Raw genomic sequence first — 18124 nt, 5'->3', positions numbered from 1 at the left:
TCCTTATGCACGTTTTACGTCAACTAAGTTAGTATGTTGAGGGTTACCCTTCACTAAGGCCGATGGCTGTTGGGTGGTTAATGTATTAATACATCCACCAATATCAACACCCTCATCATTCACTTCACGCCAAGCACCTTGTGGAACAGCAATAACCCCCGGTAAAACACGCTCAGTGACTTTAGCTTTGATATACATTCGCCCGCGGTCATTAAATATTTCGGTATTATCACCATCCTTGATCCCTCTAGCAGAAGCATCGATTGGGTTAATCCAATATTGATGGGGTACCGCTTCTCGCAATATTGCAATATTAAAATAAGACGAATGCGCATGGCCCTTATCATGGTAGCCGGTCATTTGTAGCGGATATTTTTGTTTAGCTTGTTTGTTTTCAACACCTTCTGTATTTACGCAATATTCAGGTACTGCTGGAATGCGTTGGTCTGACGGGTATTCCCACTCTTTCGCTATCTTCGCTAACCGTTCTGAATAGATCTCAATTTTCCCTGATGGTGTCGGTAGAGGAGCCGTTTCTGGTGAGTCACGGAATGATTTTAATGCAATATAGTCCGCACTATTCGCCAGTTTTCTATCGACAATCCCCATATCATTTGTTTCTTCAAATGTCGGTAAATGCGGGTTTTTCTCGCGCATTTGATTGTAGCAGTACTCAATCCACTGCTCATGGGTACGCCCTTCGGTAAATTGCTCTTTAATACCTAGTTTTTGCGCAATATCAGCCAGTACATCATAAGATTGGCGGCACTCCCATAATGGCGTAATCGCGTTTTGCAGGCGAATTGCATAATGATATGCACCACTTGCATAGGAATTATTGATCAGGTCATTAGACTCTACGCTCGTGACATCAGGTAAGATCAAATCTGCATATTTTGTCGATGGCGTCATATGTGTGTCCCAAACAAGGATAAATTCACACAAAGACTCATCCGTCAAAATGTTGTGAGTTTTATTTAAATCAGAGTGTTGATTGCCAGTAACATTGCTTGCGTAATGCCATAAGAATTTTACATTTGTTTCGAGGCGCTCTTTACCGATAAGCGTCGAATTTGTTGCTGTCATCTCCGTTCCACGGGCAATGGCATCCGTCCACATAAAACAAGGGATTTTAGTCTTGACTGGGTTAGGAATAGCAAACCCTGGCACTGAATAAGCAACATTACCGCCCCATCCTCCGGCGTTGGTACCAGGACGGCCAATATGGCCCGTAACAATGGGCAGCATCATCACTGCGCGAGAAGCCTGCTCGCCTGACGCTGTTCTTTGCAGCCCCCAACCTTGAGAGATCCACGCTGCTTTAGCATTCCCTAATTCACGAGCTAGTTGAACAATACGGGTAGCTGAAACGCCAGTAATTCGGCTCGCCCATTCAGGTGTCTTTTCTATGCCATCATCACCTTTGCCTAAAATATAATCTTTATAAGAGCCATTTTTTGGCGCAGACTCAGGCAATGTTTGGCTATCCCAACCAACACAGTATTGGGCTAAGAATGCCTCATCAGTTAGCTGTTCTTTAATTAAAGTATGGATGATTGCAGCAACCAAAGCCCCATCTGTCCCGGGGTAAATAGGTATCCACTCAGCGCCAAGTGTTGTCACACTATCTGTCCGGCGTGGGTCAATAATAATCACTTTAGCTTTGCTTTTTTCTAATGCATGGAGGGTTTCATAAAATTGCCCACCACCTGACATGCGTGTTTCTGCAATATTATGACCGAACATCACCACTAAATCGCTATTCGCAATTTCAGACAACAGTGAGTCGTCTAATTTCCCATAAACATAGGGAATAACACCGTTTATTTGCGCGGTTGAATAGGTACCATGTTGGTCAAGGAACCCACCCAGTTGGCTTAATAGGCGCTTACAAGCATTACGCCCTTGTAAATTTGCTCCTGTCGAGCCTGAACCATATTGGTAATAAATAGCTTCATTACCATAAGTATCAATAGTAGAACGTAGTTTTTGTGCCACTATTGTTGTTGCTTCATCCCAAGTGATACGTTTAAATTTCCCTTCTCCGCGCTTTCCTGTACGTAATAGCGGGTACTTCAGTCTATCTGGGTTGTAGGTTTTCCAACGAACAGAGCGCCCTCTTAAGCATGGGCGTATTTGATGTAAACCAAATTGCGAGTCATCATACATAGTCTCATTGGAGATTCGGGTAATTACATCATCCTTCACATGCACTTTTAACGGGCACCTGCTCCCACAGTTCACTAAACATGCGCTGTATTTAATCGTTTCATTGATTTCATCAGGTTGAATGGTAACTGGTGGTGTTGCTTAGGCAGAGAAAGGTAAAGTGATGGAACTGACAATGGCCGTTGTGGTCGCGACTGATGCAGAGGCTTGAATAAATTGCCGCCTACTCAGCGCTTTTTTTCTGATATTGTTAATCATTACATTGCTACCTTTTATTATTATAAATTGAATTACATCGTATTTTTATAGTAATTAAATAGTAGCCATATAAAAAACATGGTTAATTGATATGCATCAACACAACCGATAATCACACCATTAATAGCAAATAAATCATATTATTTACGGTATTAAGCGGTATTTATTAATGAATTAACTGCTAAAAAGCGCAAAAGCAATAAGGAAAACCAATTCATTGATTTTCCTTATCTTATACACAACACCTAAATACCGTATTGTTGAATGCCTTAAATTATCAGCTACGCAGAGGCTTTTTCTGTAATAGAAATAAAGTCTTTCATCGCTTCTACCGTTGGCCCATCAACACAATAATGAGTAAATTCATCACTTTCACTATTTGATGCCATTGTGACACCGACTTTACGATAATTCATCGTTGAAGGGACGGTTTTACCCGCTGAGCTATGAACTTCGGTCAAACCTATTTCGATAAACTTACTTAAATTAGCTAAACGAACGCCAGCCCCGGCCATGATTTTCGGCCCATCCATCTGGCGGCTTTTTTCATGCAGTTCTTTCAGGAGAGGTAAGCCCAATTCTGCACCTTGTTGTTGGCCAGAAGTTAATATCCGTGCAACACCTAGCTCTTTTAACTGTTCTAGTCCAAGCATTGGGTTGATACACATATCAAATGCGCGGTGGAATGTGATATTCATTCCCTGTGCTATTTCCATTAGTACCTGCATTCGGTTAATGTCAATACGTCCCTCTGTATCAAGGACTCCCACGACTGCCCCAGGAAACCCCATTTCTTTAATCATGACTAAATCTTCACAAATAACATCAAACTCACTAACGTTATAACAAAAATCACCACCCCGAGGACGAATAATAGGATGAACTGGAATATAAAGTTTTTCCCTTGCTAATTTCAGATAACCATAACTTGGTGTCAGCCCACCATCTGCGGCGCCAGAGCACAATTCGATACGATCCGCACCATATTCTTGCGCCACTTGGGCACATTCGATCCCGAAACAGCAAATTTCCAGTTTTGCCATGATGACCTCCAAAAAGTGGCAATAAAGCTAATGCTTTAAATACCCTACAATAACAGTAGGGTTATAATGTTAAACGTTAACACTTGAATTAATAATGCCATTAATCAGTGAATGTTATCGGATGGATATCACACCCCGAAAAGTTAACGGGGACTATTGATCAATAACGTTACTTGTATCACTTATTTTTCACTTTCAATTATCTTTTTTAGCGAAAATGGATGGTATTTAACCGTTATCTCACCATTTGACACTGCTAATGTTGGATTAGGCAACCTTTCTTGCTGGCCTTTGGGTTGACTTACTTTGATCCTGTAGCCATAAGGTAGAGGGTCTGGCAGTAGAGCACGTGCTGCCATTTCTAATTGTGAAGGCTCAACATCAATGACCATCTCAATATGTTCCCAGCTTTCTTTTGGGTAGATTTTATCTTTAGGGAATGGAAGCTCAATAATATAAACATCCTGCTGTGCAATACTAATCGGCTCTGCTAGCTCATATAAACGTATTGGGCGGCCATTGATAAGGTTATCTGACACCAGTTGCGCGCACTGCATTAAACCTTGGTGCCAACGTTCTGCGGTGTTAATCTGATGGCAACGTACTGAGATATGGTCAATAAGATATGATGACAAGGATAAATTTAATTCCTCAGCCATCTGCTGTAATTTATCCCTAAATACAGGTAAATCGTCCCATAAATCTTGTAATTGTGAAACTTCACTCAATTTCATGACGCCAAAAGCCCCTTTCAATAAAACTAATCCCCTAAACAATGGCGCAGACTGTAGCATGAGAGCCCTAAAATGTGGTATAAAACCTGCCGATTTTTCTCTTCCACCTTTTAGTTCTGCGCATGTGATGGCACAATGCGGTAACTATGTTCGTAATTTAAGGTATTTCGGTGAATATTCAGGCGATTCTTTCAGATAAAATTGGTGCTGCAATGCTAGCAGCAGGTGCTCCAGAAGGCAGTGACGCGCTGGTACGTCAGTCCGCGAAGGCTCAGTTTGGCGATTATCAAGCCAACGGGGTAATGGGCGCTGCTAAAAAAATGGGGATGGCTCCGAGACAACTTGCTGAGCAGGTTGTTAATCACCTTGATTTGGACGGGGTTGCAAGCAAAATCGAAATTGCAGGTCCTGGGTTTATTAATATTTTCCTTGAACCGACTTGGATAGAGAAACATATCGAAGACGCTTTAACTTCACAACGGTTAGGCATCGCACCCGTTAAACCTGAAACGATTGTTATTGACTACTCCGCACCAAATGTTGCAAAACAAATGCACGTTGGTCATTTACGTTCAACTATCATTGGTGACGCTGCCGCGCGTACTCAAGAATATCTTGGTCATAAAGTGATCCGTGCCAACCACGTAGGTGATTGGGGTACGCAATTTGGTATGTTAATTGCCTACCTTGAAAAAGTACAAAACGAAGATGCAAGTGATATGGCCCTTGCTGACCTCGAAGCGTTTTACCGTGAAGCGAAAAAGCATTACGACGAAGATGAAGAGTTTGCCGTGCGTGCCCGTGGCTACGTAGTAAAACTTCAGTCAGGTGATGAATACTGCCGCCAAATGTGGCGTAAATTGGTTGATATCACCATGCAACAAAATCAACAAACTTACCGCCGTTTAAACGTCACATTAACTGAAGATGACGTGATGGGTGAAAGCTTATATAACAGCATGTTACCTAATATTGTCGCGGACTTAAAAGCAAAAGGCCTTGCGGTTGAAAGCGAAGGTGCGACGGTTGTCTTTCTTGACGAGTTTAAAAACAAGGAAGGCGAGCCTATGGGGGTAATAGTTCAGAAGAAAGACGGCGGCTTCTTATACACCACCACAGATATTGCTTGTGCCAAATACCGCTATGAAACCCTACATGCTGACCGTTCGCTGTATTATATTGACTCACGCCAACATCAACATTTAATGCAAGCATGGACTATCGTGCGCAAAGCCGGTTACATCCCTGAATCCATGTCTTTGGAACACCATATGTTTGGTATGATGTTGGGTAAAGATGGTAAACCATTTAAGACTCGCACAGGCGGAACGGTACGTTTATCTGACTTACTTGATGAGGCTATTGAACGCGCACAAAACCTGATCCGCGAGAAAAACCCTGAAATGCCAGAGGACGAGTTGGTCAATGTTGCAAATGTTGTGGGCATTGGTGCGGTTAAGTATGCTGACCTGTCAAAAAATAGAACCACAGATTACATTTTTGATTGGGATAACATGCTAGCCTTCGAAGGAAATACAGCTCCTTACATGCAATATGCTTATACGCGTGTGGCCTCTATCTTCAAAAAGGCTAACTTAAGCCACACTGACCTCACTTTACCGATTTCATTACAAGATCCACGTGAAATTGCACTAGCAACACGGTTATTACAGTTTGAAGAAACCATCCTGACAGTAGCAAGGGAAGGAACTCCTCATGTTATGTGTGCCTATTTATACGAATTGGCTGGGTTATTCTCAAGTTTCTACGAGCATTGCCCTATTCTGTCAGCAGAAAATGAAAATCAACGTCAAAGCCGCCTGAAACTTGCAGCATTAACACAAAAAACACTGAAAACTGGTTTAGATACACTTGGTATAGAAACCGTTGAAAGAATGTAATTGTAGCTATCAAGCCCAAAAAACAGCCCACTATGTGGGCTGTTTTTTTATACTTAGAGACTAAACTCTTTGTCACTTTTCTAGATTTCATTGATGGAATTACCAACCTCATCATAAAAACAAATGATAAGGCTCGCGAAAAAGCAACAAAAAAGCCCAATACATTGATTGGGCCTTTCAACATTAGTCCGATTTACAGCTTAAGCGATACTGCGTTTCATAAAATCACGTGGCCGAAAACCGAGGGCGAACAAGGCAATAAAATAACTAGCCGCACCAATAACCACCACCATAATTAAACGTAGCATGCGCATTAGCATATTCCCTTCTTGCCATGATGGCATAAAGTGCAATACACCAAATAACACAAGCCCCATTACCACTAAAGCAACTAATAATTTAAATAGAAAACCTTTCCAGCCAGCTAGAGGTTGGAAAATATCTTGTTTACGTAATTGCCAATACAGAACACCGGCATTGAAGCACGCTGCTAAGCCAATAGACAAGGCTAAGCCAGCATGCTGGAGTGGCCCAATAAAAGCCAAGTTCATCAATTGAGTTAATATTAAAGTCACGATAGCAATTTTAACTGGTGTGCGAATATCTTGGCGTGAATAAAACCCCGGCGCTAAAATTTTCACTAAAATCATCCCTGTCAAACCCACACAGTAAGCCACTAAAGCATATTGTGTCATCAAAGAATCATGAGCTGTAAAATTGCCATATTGGAAAAGAGAAACCGTTAACGCTTCAGATAATATTGCTAACCCAAGAGCACAAGGTAGCGCCAATAGTAGACAAAGACGCAACCCCCAATCCATTAACTGACGATATTCATTCTGGTTACCGCTTGTGAAACTTTTCGCCAACGACGGCAGCAGAATAGTCCCTAAGGCGACCCCGAGTACACCAGACGGTAACTCCATCAGGCGGTCTGCATAGTACATCCAAGAAACCGAGCCTGACTGCAAAAATGAAGCAAAAATAGTATTAATAATTAATGAGATTTGCGCGACAGATACCCCAATAATAGCGGGTCCCATCATTTTCATTACACGCCAAACGCCGCTATCTCGAAATGAAAGACGTGGCAGAACTAACATACCAACCTTTTTTAAATAAGGTAGCTGATAGACTAACTGTAAAACCCCACCCACAAGTACTGCCCATGCAAGAGACATAATCGGTGGATCAAAATAAGGGGCAGCAAAAGCAGCAAAAATGATCATGCTGACATTGAGCAAGGTTGGGGCAAAGGCTGGAACAGAAAAACGGTTCCAAGTATTCAGGATTGCTCCCGCTAATGAGGCGAGTGAAATCAAAAAGATATACGGAAAAGTGACACGAAGTAAATCCGTTGTTAGGGCAAATTTACCCGCATCATCGGTAAACCCTGGGGCAGTTACATAAATAATCCAAGGTGCCGCCACCATACCAGCCACCGTCACAATTGCCAGTGCCAGTGTTAGCATCCCTGCAATATAAGCAACAAATGTACGAGTTGCCTCTTCGCCTTGCTGATTTTTATATTCAGCTAATATAGGAACGAAAGCTTGAGAAAACGCGCCTTCTGCAAAAATCCGACGCAATAAATTTGGTAATTTAAACGCGACAAAAAAGGCATCAGCTGCAGCCCCAGCGCCAAAAACCCGAGCAATGATAGCATCACGAATAAACCCAAGCACACGGGACATCATGGTCATTGAGCTTACAGCTGCTAGCGATTTTAATAAATTCATGATTGATAAACTAAAAGAATACAATCGTATCAGTTTAACAGCGCCCGCTGCTACTGACTACGATTGAAAGGTAAATTAGGAGTTTAGGTATTTAAACTTTATGGCGTCCCCACGCATCATCGGTTAATGCCGTCAAGACATGATCTCGCCATTCACCATTGATTTGTAAGTACTGCCTTGCATAACCTTCACGTTCAAAGCCCAACCTCGCCAGAAGGTTACCACTACGCATATTATGAGGCATATAATTAGCCATAATACGGTGCATTTTTTGATGCTTTTGCATATAACGCGTCACTTGCGTTAATGCCTCATACATCAAGCCATGACCTTGCCATTTCTCACCTAAGGAATACCCTAAATAACATGCATGAAATGAACCTCGTAGGACATTACTAAAGTTAGCAACCCCCATCACTTCATTTTCTTCTTTATCTAGTAAAAGAAAATGATAAGCACTTCCTTCACGGTGCATTTCATTCATCACTTGTAACCGGTTTTGCCAACCTGCGGGTTGATAATGTGAATTATCCCGCGTTGGTTCCCACGGCATCAAAAAATCTTTATTCAAACTATAATAATCAGCAAGTCGATAATTATCACGTTCATAAGTCAAACGAATAATCATTCTATCAGTAATAAGACGTACTTTAGGTACATTTGAACGATAACCAAACATCGTTAACCCTTAATTAATAATAAACCCTGACAACTGTTCTAGATTGTAATTTAAAGAGCTAGGAGCATACATAAATATGTGACTAGACTTGTTTAACGCAACCAATAACACTGCGATGCAAAATATGGCGGCTATTTATCGATAAAAATAAATCATCAATAACCACCTTTACCCACGATAAAAAAATATCATCTATTGCCTCATATTATACTGATATTATTGACAAGTAACATTAAGGTTCCATCCCTCTTGGCTATTTTTCTAATGGTGTGTCATGGCGCAGGTGTCACGGGCAAGAAGCCTTGGTAAGTATTTCCTTTTATTCGACAACATGTTAGTTGTTCTCGGGTTTTTTGTCGTTTTTCCCCTTATTTCAATTCGATTTGTTGACCAGCTAGGTTGGGCAGCCGTAATCGTTGGTTTTGCCTTAGGCCTTAGGCAATTTGTACAGCAAGGTTTAGGTATTTTTGGGGGAGCTATCGCTGACCGTTTTGGCGCCAAGCCCATGATTGTAATTGGAATGCTGTTGCGTGCTAGCGGGTTCGCCGTCATGGCAGTTGCCCATGACCCGTGGGTTTTATGGCTATCCTGTGTACTTTCAGCTCTTGGCGGCACCCTGTTTGACCCACCCAGAACTGCGCTTGTGATCAAATTAACTCGTCCTTACGAACGTGGGCGCTTCTATTCTTTGCTGTTAATGCAAGACAGCGCTGGGGCAGTAATTGGTGCCTTAATTGGGAGCTGGCTTTTACAATACGACTTCCACTATGTTTGCTGGGTAGGAGCCGCTGTCTTTGTTATTGCGGCTATTTGTAACGCTTGGTTATTACCTGCTTACCGCATTTCAACCGTTAGAACCCCAATAAAAGAAGGTATGGCTCGGGTATTAAAAGATAAACGTTTTGTCACTTATGTTGTAACTCTAGCGGGTTACTTCATGTTATCTGTGCAAGTTATGTTAATGTTTCCTATTGTTGTTAATGAATTGGCAGGGACACCAACCGCGGTCAAATGGATGTACGCTATCGAAGCCGCGATATCTTTAACATTGCTCTACCCGATTGCGCGCTGGAGTGAAAAACATTTCCGCCTTGAACAACGCCTGATGGCCGGCTTATTTTTGATGAGCATCAGCATGTTCCCAATTGGAATGACAACTTCGCTCAATACATTATTTGCACTTATTTGCCTGTTTTATCTTGGAACCGTTACCGCTGACCCCGCTAGAGAAACTCTCAGTGCTTCTCTCGCAGATCCTCGTGCTCGTGGCAGCTATATGGGGTTTAGCCGCTTAGGCTTAGCATTAGGAGGAGCCGTCGGTTATACCGGAGGCGGCTGGATGTATGATATTGGCCATCAATGGAATATGCCGCAACTACCGTGGTTTTTATTAGGCATTATCGGCTTTATTACTTTATGGGCACTCCACAAGCAATTTAATCGTAAAAAAATAGAAACAGTCATGTTGAGTGGGCAGTAATACGCTAAACTAGCAGTATTATTGTAAAAGGAGTCATTATGAAAAAATTTTTATTGGCGACAATGATTGGCTTTCTCACTTTGTTGACTGGCTGTAGTCAATTATCTGAATTCAGTATTAGTGAATCACAAATTAATAACTATCTGGCGAACAAAGTAAAATACGACCACAAGGTTGGGGTAACCGGCTTTGCAGATGCGGATATTCAACTGGCGAATTTAAAATCAGAAATTGGCCGCAGTGAACCGGGGAAGATAGCACTAACTGGGGATGCAACCGTTAAATTAGACTCCCTGATTGGTAAAGCGGAAGCGCAAATTAACCTCACGCTGACCGCCCGCCCATACTTTGACGCACAAACAGGCTCTATTTACCTAAAAGAATTAAATATTAGCCAATATACGGTGATGCCAGAAAAAATGGACACCGCAATGTCAGCCGTTATCCCTTATTTGAATAGCTCCCTTGAAACATTTTTCGAAACTCAGCCTGTTTATGTATTAAACCCAGATAACGGTGCAGCTGAGGCAACCGCTAAAAAATTAGCGAAAGGCTTAGAAATAAAACCCGGTAAACTGGTCATTCCATTAGTTGATTAGTTATCACCATAAATTATTTCGATTGAGAAACGCATTTAAGGCAACAGAGAAATCTGTTGCCTTTCTAGTTCAATCAAAAATATTAATCAATGCATGAGAATACTAGGCTAAAACCGGCCTCTCCTGATGTGACCCTGTCACAATCACTCTATTTCTGAATCCAACTCATCACGTAAAGCAATAACAGCGTCACGAGTAATTTGTGCCAGCGTACGATAAAATGCCGTTTTGGCGTGAGCTTCAACTTTACCTAAAAAAGTACCATACCAACTTAGGATATAACTATCGAATAGCTCTTCTTGTGCGGCTATTTCATCTTCCGCTGCTTGGTCTTCCAACCACGATGCTGCCAGTAATAAAGCCCCAAATGCGTCTGTTGGTGCATCGGTTAAAGACATGCCTCTCACCGTTAAAAACTCACGGACCTCTGCCTCAGTGATTTCGGAGTCGTAATCATTCGCTAGCATTGATACTGCCGGCACTTCACCCGTAAATAACGCATGATAATCCGCACTAATGGCTTTGACATCTAACCCTGTTGACATACGAGACCAAAGTTCATCTTGCTCTAATGGCCATGATGCTTTCAGTTTATCTTGTGCGATCAGGTCAATCAGCGGTTTAACTAGGCTGTCATCAGGGCTACGTTGAAATAGTGTGCCTAAAATACGGCAAACGATTGAAAATTCGTTCATATACATTTTCCTATTTTACAAATCAATAGCCACATCGTCGTGACCAACGCAATGATCTTTTAGTATATCGAAAAAATAGGAAATATATTAGGTAAGAAAAAGAGGAATAACCTCGACAGGTGAATAAATAGAAACAAGATAATAGCGAGTGGCTCTTGGTATACACCGCCCCACTCGCAATAACAGAACAGTAATTAATAACCGCGCTGCATATCAACAACACCAACTGGGGCTTCACCCGCTTCGATACGCTGAATATTACTGGTAATCATATCCATCGCTTCATTAGGTAGCGTAAACGCCGCGACATGTGGCGTAATGGCAATGCGTGGATGTGTCCAAAATGGGTGCATTTGCGATAATGGCTCGCTAGCAAACACATCTAGCGCCGCACCAGCAATTTGCCCTGAATCAAGCGCTGAGAGTAAATCTTGTTCAATTAAATGTGCGCCACGTGCTAAGTTAATCACATATGCGCCTTTTTGTAGCTGGCTAAATAATTGCTGGTTGAGAATACCAACCGTTTCAGGAGTACTTGGTAATAGGTTGATCACCACACGAGTTCCTGCAAGGAAGCTTGCAAGCTGGTCATGGCCATAATAACTCTTCACTTTATCAAGGTGTTTTTCAGAGCGGCTCCATGTTTTGACGTGGAAACCAAAGCTAACTAGGCGCTTAGCCACCGCTTGCCCTAGAGCACCAGCCCCCATCACACCAATAACAAATTCGTCATGTTGATACGCTGGCAATTGTTTCCATTGGCGCTGTGATTGTAACTGCCGGTATTCATCCATACGACGGAAGTAAGATAAGACTTTCGCACAGGCATATTCTTCCATTTGAATCGCCATCCCCGTATCTTCTAACCGCATAACAGGCACCCCAGCCGGTAATGTCCCAGGGTTATCGTGCTCCTGTTTTAAAATAGCGTCGACACCTGCACCTAATGCAAAAATCCCTTTTAAATCACTGCGCCCAGCTAAACACTCATAAGGGGGTAACCAAACCATGGCATAATCAGCTGCTTGATTATCCCCTTTTTCCCATTGACGAATATTAGCTTGTGGTAATCTAGCACGCATGCCTTCAATCCACTGTTTTGAATCAAAAAATGGATGGTAAAATAAAATATTCATGGCGACTCCTCTTCGGTTTCTAACAGAGTGTGCCGAATGGCTTTTCTTTTCAAGTTAATCAACCTTATACAGCTCACTCTATAAGAATTTTGTTAACTAGCTAACGGTTTTCACTCTCCCTTCTTGCAGTTCAAAATTAACATAACAAATATCAGTCACCCTAAAATATAACAATTAAGATTAGATAATAATCAAATTGATTTTTATTTAGCTAAACAACCATAAATGTGGGAAAAAGAATAAATAGATAGTTGACGCAAGACGCTATTTTCCCTATAGTAGCGCCCCGTTGCAGAGCAGGTTTTTATTACCTACTCCACAACGGATATAGCAGTACAGATTTAGAAAAACGGTGAGGTGTCCGAGAGGCTGAAGGAGCACGCCTGGAAAGTGTGTATACGGCAACGTATCGAGGGTTCGAATCCCTCCCTCACCGCCATTTTTCGTCTAGTTTTCCCTTTCTTCTTTATATAAAACTTCCTTTTCTTGCCCATTTTTAGGGCCAATACCGATACCTCTTTCATGGTACTCGCGGCTAATGTCTTCCCAAAGTTCAGCATTTTCCACCCCTGCTACTTTTGGGTCGAAAACAGGGTCAATTCCCAGTTTTTCTTGTCGTTCATAATCCCGTAAAGCACGCAATGCAGGTTTCGAAAGAAAGACTATCGCGATTAAATTGAGATAACTCATACTACCAAAGCCAATATCGCCTAAACTCCACATTAGGCTAACTGACTCCACACTTCCCATAAAGACGATAATTAAAAATACAAACTTAAGGATCAATTTGAGTACTGGATAAGACAGCTTCCTATCAAGGTAAACGATGGTTGTTTCTGCAATATAATAGTAAGCCATCAGTGTTGTGAAAGCGAAAAGGAATACGGCAATTGAAACAAACCCTGACCCGGCTGAAGTAAATACTGTGGATACCGCCATTTGTGTCCACGCCGTTCCTGCGGCCACTCCTGGGACATATTCAACTAATGCTGTTGCAGAACCGTCAGGGAACACATTGTACATATTGGTCACGAGGATCATCAACCCTGAAGCCGTGCATACCACAACTGTATCAATATAGATTGAAAAGGCTTGGATCAAACCTTGTTTAACCGGATGGCTCACTTCAGCCGCCGCAGAACTGAATGTTGCCTCACCTGCACCAGCAACATTAGAAAAAACAGCTCGGCGTACCCCCCATGAAACCGCAGTACCGATAATTCCACCAAAAACAGCATCCATCCCCATTGCACTACGGAATATCAAGCTAAACATTGCTGGGACTTTCTCATAATGGCTACCTAAAATAATCACCATCATCACGATATAAGCAAGAGCCATAATCGGCACAATTTTATCCGCAGCACTCGCAATACGCTTGACGCCACCAAAGATTAACCACGCCATTAGCACAGTGACGATTACACCTGTCACAATCGGAGGGAGATTGAAAGATGTTTGGAAAGCATCTGCGATGGTATTGGCTTGAATACCAGGAACTAATATCCCATAAGATAAACAAATGACAGCAGCCACCACGATTGCAAACGGTTTTAACTTTAAACCTTTTTCAATGTAGTAAGGGGAGCCGCCTCGATATTGGCCATCAGAACGTTGCTTATAAATCTGAGCTAATGTTGACTCAATAAAAGCACTAGCCCCTCCTAATAGCCCCATGACTACCATCCAAAAAATAGCACCGGGACCACCCGCGGCAACGGCGGTTGCGACCCCAGCAATATTACCAACACCAACGCGACCAGATAAAGCTAAGCAAAATGCTTGGAATGAAGAAATCCCATCCTTTGATGCTTTATTTTCCTTTAATAAACAAACCATTTTGATGATATAGCGAAACTGTACTCCACGTGTCGCTAAAGTAAAGTAAAGCCCCACACCTAGCGATAATATGACTAATGCATTACCCCAGATGTAACCAACGATTGTATTAACGATGGCTTCCATTTTGTACTCCTTCGTTATTGTAATTGTTTATTGTGTGTTTGCAGGGGAAAAAAAACCTGAGCCCTTAGAGCTCAGGTCAACGTTATTTATTGGTGAATAAACCAGATAACTTTCTTTTGTGTATATTGTTCGAAAGCCTCTAACCCATTATCTTTACCGCCAAAGCCTGATTGCCGGAAACCTCCAAACGGCGTAGCGATACTACCCTCACTGAATCCGTTTACCGAAACCGTTCCTGCATTAATACGACGGGCAACATGCATAACTCGATGAATATTCTGACTATAAAACGAGGCCGCTAAGCCGTAGTGCGTATCATTCGCTAAAGCAATTGCTTCATCATCATTTTTAAATGAAGTGACTGCTAAAATGGGCCCGAACACCTCATGTTTAAACAGTGACATTTGGGGAGTAACTTCATCAAAAATTGTCGGCTCGAGATACCAGCCTGAACCTATCTCATGATGGACTTTTCCACCTGTAACGAGTTGACCTCCTTCTTTTATTGTTATGTCTAAAAACGATTGAACCTTCTCAAAATGCGCTTGTTCAATCATAGGCCCTATTGACACCTCAGCCTGTCGTGGATCACCCAATTTCCATTCTTTCAGTGCCATCGTTAGCTTTGCTAATAGTGGCTGTTTAATACTTTCATGTACTATCAGACGAGAACCACAGCTACAGTTTTCACTCATATTCCAAAATGCAGCGGCCAAGATATGCGGAATTGCAGCCTCTATATCTGCATCTTCGAACACAAGTTGCGGGCTTTTACCACCACACTCAAGAATAATTTCTTTTAAGTTACTTTCAGCCGAATACTTTAGAAACAGGCGCCCTACCTCAGTTGAACCAGTAAAGGAAACAACATCAACATCATTGTGCCGCCCAAGTGCCTCACCGACTTTTTCCCCTAAGCCGCATACAAGGCTTAGTGCCCCTTTAGGAACACCCGCTTCATAGGCAAGCTCGACCAAACGATAAGCACTTAACGATGTTAGCTCCGCCGGTTTGACCACCACAGAATTACCCACAGCAAGAGCTGGCGCAACCTTCCATGCAAACATTTGTGCTGGGAAATTCCACGGAAGTACTGCCCCAACCACGCCAATAGGCTCATTAACAATCAGCCCTAGCTCTTGCTGACTAGTTGGTGCAATTTTACCAAACAGCTTGTCGAGAGTTTCAGCATACCAATAGAAAGTTTCAATGGTGGCGGGTAAATCCGTATTTAAACATTCAGTTATTGGTTTACCTGCATCAACACAATCCAACGCAGCTAACTCCTCGCTGTGCAGGCTAATAAGATCAGCCCATTTAAGCATTACAGCTTTACGTTCTTGAGGGGATTGGTCACGCCAAATTCCCTTTTCAAACGTGTTGCGAGCCACTCTTACCGCAGCTTCAATATCTTGGGCATCCCCATCTGCGATATACCCAATGAGGCTATTATCAATCGGCGTATGGTTTTCTAACTTATTATTATGATTTGCATACCCTTCAATCAAATTGCCCGCCCATAATTTCCCTTGATTAGCGCGTTCGAATACCTGTTCTTGAGTGATTTTCATTCTGTGATCCCCCAGCTACGATTTGACTAATTTGATAAATTCATTACGTGCTGCAGTTGCTAAATTTGATAATGGCAAGCGAACAGGCCCCGCATTAAATGAGCCATTTAAGCAGCCAGCTTTAGCTTTTTGGTTATAATCACCTGATTCCATAGAATAAATTGCTGGGTATATGGTCTTCATAATTTGCTTGGCTTTATCCCAATCCCCTAATTGAGCAGCCTCATAAATTGCCACCTGTTCAGATGGGAATACATTACCTGCTCCAGCAATCCAACTTTTAGAGCCCCAGAAGAAAAAGTCCACAGGCTGGTCATCACAACCGCAGATCACTTCAAAGTTTTTAAATGGCGTTTGGAGTAAATGAAGTGCGCGGCTAAAACTACCGCTGCTCTCTTTGATAGCGACAATGTTGTCAATTTCTGCCAACTTTATCACCGTATCAATTTCAATTTCTATACCAATACGAGCAGGGAAATTGTACATAATAATGGGTAATGAGGTTGATTTTGCTACTTTTTCATAGTGGGCATATACCCCTTGTTGATCGGGTAGACTATACGGAGGCGGTGATAACATTAAACCTTCATAACCGAGGTTTTTCGCTTGTTCAGCACGTGCGATTGCTCCCTCGGTTGACAAATCGTTAATGCCAGCAATTAATGTCACACGCCCTTTGGCGATTTTGCTGACCGTTGATAATACGGTTTGGCGTTCATCTTCATTTAATGCGTAATATTCACCCGTTGTTCCGCACACGACTAAACCAGTGACGCCCTTTGCAATTAACTGCTCCGTTAGTTCTGCTAATCCACTAATATTTAATGATAAATCATCGTGAAATGGAGTGACTAATGGTACAAGAATGCCATGAAAGTTCATTTGAATTATCCTCAAAATTTAAAGAAAACGCTCAATAGAAAACGGACTACAATCGACGGCTGTCGGCTGTTCATGAATAAAACAATTAACTATATCTGCGGTGATAGCCGCTTGGGTTAACCCTAGGTGTTGGTGCCCAAAGGCAAAGATATACGGGCCTTTGTGGTCAATTACGGGTAAAGAATCTGATGTGGAAGGGCGAAACCCCATCCACGGCGTTGATTCTTGGCTATTAAGCGGGGTGGTTAGCATCGGCTCTGCTAAGGGAAGAAAATGATGAGCACGTTGCATATTCGGCGGTCGTTTTAACCCTGCATATTCAACAGTACCCGCAAGGCGTAATCCCCCAGCCATTGGGGTCATAATAAAACGCCTATCCATACTTGAAACAGGAATATTCAGCCGCTGCCCCTCCTGCGGCAACATTAAATGATAACCCCGCTCAGTTTCTAGCGGCACATTAATGCGACTGACCATTCTGACTAATGATTTAGAAAATGCGCCGCCTGCGATCACGACTTTTCGTCCTGAAAATACGCCTTGCGTTGTTGTTACTGTCGCTTCCAAATTTGAAGTTGAAGTAATTTGCGTTACTTCACAGTGGGTTAACACTCGGCCACCCAAATTGATAAACGACTGAGTGAGCCTTGAGTGCAATTCTGCTAAATCAATAACATGCCCAGTATCAGGGTAGAAAATCCCTCCCAACTGGCTTGTTGATAGAGCTGGCTCACGCTGCAATAGTTCAGCTTGTTGAATTAATTGGTTTTTAACACCAATTTTTGTAAGGTATTCACTATGTTCACCCAGCTTATCAAGGGTTTCATTTTTTTCTGCAACCAATAACGACCCTTCCATTTTAACAAGGTCACTAAGTTGCCATTTTTGAATAAAAGTTTGCCATGAATCAAAAGCAGCACGATTCAACGTGGTCAATGTACGGTGGATGTGTGTAAAAGGCTTGTGACGCATATTACCCACCAGCTTACATAACCATGGTGTTAACGGTAATAAGTAGCGCCAATCTAAACGTAAGGGCCCAAGCGGGTCGAGAAGCATTTTCGGAATGGATTTTAACACTGCAGGGTCGGCAATAGGAAATACCTGTTCAGTTGCAATATGCCCTGCATTACCAAACGAAGCTCCAGAGCCAATTTCATGTTTATCAATGAGCAACACATCCGTACCATTAGCTTGCACACTTAGTGCAATACTTAAGCCAATAATACCACCACCAATCACGACTACAGGATATTGATAAGCCATACCATTC

General features: G+C 42.3%; 13 protein-coding genes, 1 tRNA gene and 1 pseudogene. 4 read left to right on the top strand and 11 right to left on the bottom strand.

What is annotated here, in order from left to right:
* Nucleotides 1-3 precede the first annotated feature (3 nt).
* From RB151_RS10395 to RB151_RS10385, 3 genes and pseudogenes are all read right to left on the bottom strand, one after another.
* Nucleotides 4-2427, bottom strand: a pseudogene (locus tag RB151_RS10395) (DMSO/selenate family reductase complex A subunit).
* Nucleotides 2428-2708: 281 nt separating this feature from the next.
* Nucleotides 2709-3470, bottom strand: a complete 762-nt coding sequence (gene cutC, locus RB151_RS10390) for a copper homeostasis protein CutC (RefSeq protein ID WP_042843912.1) — start codon at nt 3468-3470, stop codon at nt 2709-2711.
* 182 nt (nt 3471-3652) lie between these two features.
* A complete protein-coding gene (locus tag RB151_RS10385) occupies nt 3653-4204 on the bottom strand; it encodes a VOC family protein (RefSeq protein ID WP_042844350.1) in 552 nt (183 codons plus the stop codon).
* Nucleotides 4205-4374: 170 nt separating this feature from the next.
* Between RB151_RS10385 and argS the strand changes: the two genes are divergently transcribed.
* Nucleotides 4375-6105, top strand: coding sequence for an arginine--tRNA ligase (argS, locus tag RB151_RS10380; RefSeq protein WP_042843913.1), 1731 nt, complete (start codon nt 4375-4377; stop codon nt 6103-6105).
* A 200-nt stretch (nt 6106-6305) separates the two neighbouring features.
* On the opposite strand, the gene murJ is transcribed toward argS, so the two are convergent.
* Both murJ and rimJ read right to left on the bottom strand, forming a co-directional pair.
* A complete protein-coding gene (gene murJ, locus RB151_RS10375; RefSeq protein WP_042843914.1) occupies nt 6306-7844 on the bottom strand; it encodes a murein biosynthesis integral membrane protein MurJ in 1539 nt (512 codons plus the stop codon).
* 91 nt (nt 7845-7935) lie between these two features.
* On the bottom strand, nt 7936-8523 hold the full coding sequence (gene rimJ, locus RB151_RS10370; RefSeq protein WP_042843915.1) for a ribosomal protein S5-alanine N-acetyltransferase: 588 nt from the start codon (nt 8521-8523) through the stop codon (nt 7936-7938).
* A gap of 274 nt (nt 8524-8797) precedes the next feature.
* Here rimJ and mdtH point away from each other — a divergent pair, with 274 nt between their 5' ends.
* Together mdtH and RB151_RS10360 are read left to right on the top strand one after the other, a co-directional pair.
* Nucleotides 8798-10003: a multidrug efflux MFS transporter MdtH gene (gene mdtH / locus RB151_RS10365; protein ID WP_042843916.1), complete on the top strand. Its 1206-nt coding sequence runs from the start codon at nt 8798-8800 to the stop codon at nt 10001-10003.
* 38 nt (nt 10004-10041) lie between these two features.
* Nucleotides 10042-10602, top strand: a complete 561-nt coding sequence (locus RB151_RS10360) for a lipoprotein (RefSeq protein ID WP_042843917.1) — start codon at nt 10042-10044, stop codon at nt 10600-10602.
* Between the two features lie 143 nt (nt 10603-10745).
* On the opposite strand, the gene RB151_RS10355 is transcribed toward RB151_RS10360, so the two are convergent.
* Together RB151_RS10355 and ghrA are read right to left on the bottom strand one after the other, a co-directional pair.
* Nucleotides 10746-11297, bottom strand: coding sequence for a TorD/DmsD family molecular chaperone (locus RB151_RS10355; RefSeq protein ID WP_042843919.1), 552 nt, complete (start codon nt 11295-11297; stop codon nt 10746-10748).
* Nucleotides 11298-11491: 194 nt separating this feature from the next.
* Nucleotides 11492-12433: a glyoxylate/hydroxypyruvate reductase GhrA gene (ghrA, locus tag RB151_RS10350; protein WP_042843920.1), complete on the bottom strand. Its 942-nt coding sequence runs from the start codon at nt 12431-12433 to the stop codon at nt 11492-11494.
* A gap of 351 nt (nt 12434-12784) precedes the next feature.
* Between ghrA and RB151_RS10345 the strand changes: the two genes are divergently transcribed.
* A tRNA-Ser gene (locus RB151_RS10345) sits at nt 12785-12872 on the top strand.
* Nucleotides 12873-12880: 8 nt separating this feature from the next.
* Here RB151_RS10345 and RB151_RS10340 read toward each other — a convergent pair.
* From RB151_RS10340 to RB151_RS10325, 4 genes are all read right to left on the bottom strand, one after another.
* Nucleotides 12881-14398: an alanine/glycine:cation symporter family protein gene (locus RB151_RS10340; protein ID WP_042843921.1), complete on the bottom strand. Its 1518-nt coding sequence runs from the start codon at nt 14396-14398 to the stop codon at nt 12881-12883.
* 86 nt (nt 14399-14484) lie between these two features.
* Nucleotides 14485-15969, bottom strand: a complete 1485-nt coding sequence (locus tag RB151_RS10335; RefSeq protein WP_071548044.1) for an aldehyde dehydrogenase — start codon at nt 15967-15969, stop codon at nt 14485-14487.
* A 15-nt stretch (nt 15970-15984) separates the two neighbouring features.
* Entirely contained in the window at nt 15985-16851 is an 867-nt protein-coding gene (gene dapA, locus RB151_RS10330; protein ID WP_071548043.1) for a 4-hydroxy-tetrahydrodipicolinate synthase, read from the bottom strand.
* Nucleotides 16852-16869: 18 nt separating this feature from the next.
* Entirely contained in the window at nt 16870-18117 is a 1248-nt protein-coding gene (locus tag RB151_RS10325; protein WP_071548042.1) for an NAD(P)/FAD-dependent oxidoreductase, read from the bottom strand.
* Between the last annotated feature and the right edge of the window lie 7 nt (nt 18118-18124).

This window comes from Providencia rettgeri (assembly GCF_001874625.1).
GTDB lineage: Bacteria > Pseudomonadota > Gammaproteobacteria > Enterobacterales > Enterobacteriaceae > Providencia > Providencia huashanensis.
Note: the sequence above shows the minus strand (reverse complement) of the source record. Positions and strands in the feature narration are given on the sequence as shown.